The 2,529-nt window shown below is 74.4% G+C and carries 1 protein-coding gene; it reads right to left on the reverse strand.

Annotated elements, in window-relative coordinates; genetic code table 11:
* The coding region (locus E4U92_RS30165; protein WP_241681788.1) for an acyltransferase domain-containing protein at window positions 1-2,408 on the reverse strand (2,408 nt) is incomplete at its 3' end.
* Window positions 2,409-2,529 lie beyond the last annotated feature (121 nt).

The following is a 2,529-nucleotide window of genomic DNA, read 5'->3' on the forward strand; positions in this document are numbered from 1 at the left end:
GTGATCAGCACCGTGCCGCCCGTGGCGAGCGGCGCCGGGGCCTCGGCCGGGGCTGGGGCGACCCGCGCCAGCCGCGGGGTGAGCGCGGTGCCGCCGCGTACCGCGAGCTGGCCCTCGGGGGCGGCGAGCGCCACCCTCAGCGCCGCCTCGTCGTCGAGGTCCTCGACGTCCACGAGCACGATCCGGTCCGGGTTCTCCGTCTGCGCCGACCGCAGCAGACCCCAGGCCGCCGCGGCGGCGAGGTCGGACACGTCCTCGCCCGCCACCGCGACCGCACCGCGGGTGACGACCACCAGCCGCTCCTGCTCCGGCCGCTCCTCGGCCAGCCAGTTCCGGGCCAGGGCGAGTGCCTCGTGCACGGTGTCGTGCACCGCCGCCCCGCCTTCCGCTCCCCGCAGCCGTACCACCGTCGGGGTGATCGCCGCGGCGGCATCGGACGCGGCCGGCACCCATTCCACGCGCCACAGCCCCTCGGGCACTCGCCCGGCCGCGGCACTCAGTTGCTCGGCGGAGACCGCGCGGACGGCGAGCGCCTCCACGGAGGCCACCGGGGCGCCCGACGCGTCAGCGACGTCGATCGACACCGCGTCCGTCCCGGCCGGCGCCAGCCGCACCCGCGCCGCCCGCGCCCCGGTCGCGAACAGCCGGACCCCGCTCCAGACGAACGGCAGACGCGGCTCGCCCGTGCCGGGCAGCGCGCCCAGCTCGATGGCGTGCAACGCCGAGTCGAGCAGCGCCGGATGCACACCGAAGGCCCGTGCGTCCTCGCCGCGCTCCTCGGGCAGGAGCAAGTCGGCGAACACCTCCGTGTCGCGCCGCCAGACCGCGCGCAGCCCCTGGAAGGCGGGCCCGTACCCGAACCCCTGCTCCGCCAGGTGCTGGTAGCGGTCCGTGAGGTCGAGGGGCTCGGCGTTCCGGGGCGGCCAGTCGGACAGATCCGGCCCGGACCGCTCGTCGTCCGGGGCCAGCCAGCCGCTCGCATGCCGCGTCCACGGGACGTCGTCGGCGTCGTCCTCACGACGGGAGTGCACGGTCAGTTCACGCCGCCCGGACTCGCCGGGAGCCGAGACGATCACCTGGAGCCGCACCGCCCCCCGCTCCGGCAGCACCAGCGGTGCCTGCAGCGTCAGTTCCTCCAGCACGCCGGTCAGGCTCTCGGCGCCGGCCCGCAGGGCCAGTTCCACGAATGCCGTACCGGGCAGCAGGACCCGGTCCAGGACCACGTGGTCGGCGAGCCAGGGCTGGGCGGCGAGCGACAACCGCCCGGTGAACAGCACTTCCTCGCTGTCCGCGCGCGACAGGGCCGCGCCGATCAGCGGATGGTCGACGGCGCCGAGCCCGACGCCCGTGGCGTCCTTGGGGCCGGCCGTGTTCGGCTGCCAGTAGCGCTGGTGCTGGAACGGGTAGGTGGGCAGATCGACCCGCCGCGCCACCCGGCCGCCGAACACGGCCCGCCAGTCCGGAGCGATCCCGCGCACCCACAGCAGCGCCACCGCGGCGCCCAGGGTGCCGGCCTCCGGACGGTCCTTGCGCAGGGCCGTGACGAACTCCGGTTCCTCGTCACCGGAGTCCGGCGAACAGGCGCGGCCCATCCCGGACAGCACACCGTCCGGCCCGAGTTCGAGGTAAGTGCGCACACCGAGCCGGTGCAGCGTGCGTATGCCGTCGTGGAAGCGGACGGCCTCGCGGACGTGCCGCACCCAGTAGTCGGGGGAGGTGAGCTCCTCGGCGGTGGCGATGTCCCCGGTGACGTTCGAGACGACCGGGATGCGCGGGGCCCGGAAGTCCAGCCCGCGTGCCACGGCCCGGAACTCCTCCAGCATCGGTTCCATGTGCGGGGAGTGGAAGGCGTGGCTGACCCGCAGCCGGCGCGTCCTGACCCCCTGCTCCTCGAGCCGCTTGGCCACGGCGAGCGTGGCCAGCAGGTCGCCGGAGATCACCGTGGAAGCGGGCCCGTTGACGGCGGCCACGGTCACCTCGTGTTCCAGGCCCGCGAGCTCCCGCGTGACCACCTCTTCGGGCGCGAGCACGGAGACCATCGCCCCGTCCTGGGGCAGGGCCTGCATCAGCCGGCCGCGGGCTGCCACCAGGGTGCAGGCGTCCTCCAGCGTCAGCACGCCCGCGACGTGCGCCGCGGCCAGCTCACCGATGGAGTGCCCGGCCAGGAACTGCGGGGTGATCCCCAGGTGTTCCACGAGTCGGTACAGCGCGACCTCCAGCGCGAACAGCGCCGCCTGCGTGTGGACCGTCTGGTCCAGCAACTGCGCCTGCCAGTCCGAGTCGCTGTCGCTGTCTTCGGCGAACATCACGTCGCGCAGGGGGCGTCCGAGGTGGGTGTCGAGGTGGGTGCAGGCCTGGTCCAGGGCTTGGGCGAAGACGGGGAATGTTTCGTAGAGTTCGCGGCCCATGCCGGGGCGTTGGCTGCCTTGTCCGGTGAAGAGGAAGGCTGTGTCGCCGGGGGTGGTGGTGCCTCGGAGGAGGTGGGGGGAGGGTGTGTCGTGGGTGAGGTGGGTGAGGTGGGTGAGTGCG

The sequence above is a fragment of the Streptomyces galbus genome (genome assembly GCF_005280195.1).
In the GTDB taxonomy this organism is placed as follows: domain Bacteria; phylum Actinomycetota; class Actinomycetes; order Streptomycetales; family Streptomycetaceae; genus Streptomyces; species Streptomyces galbus.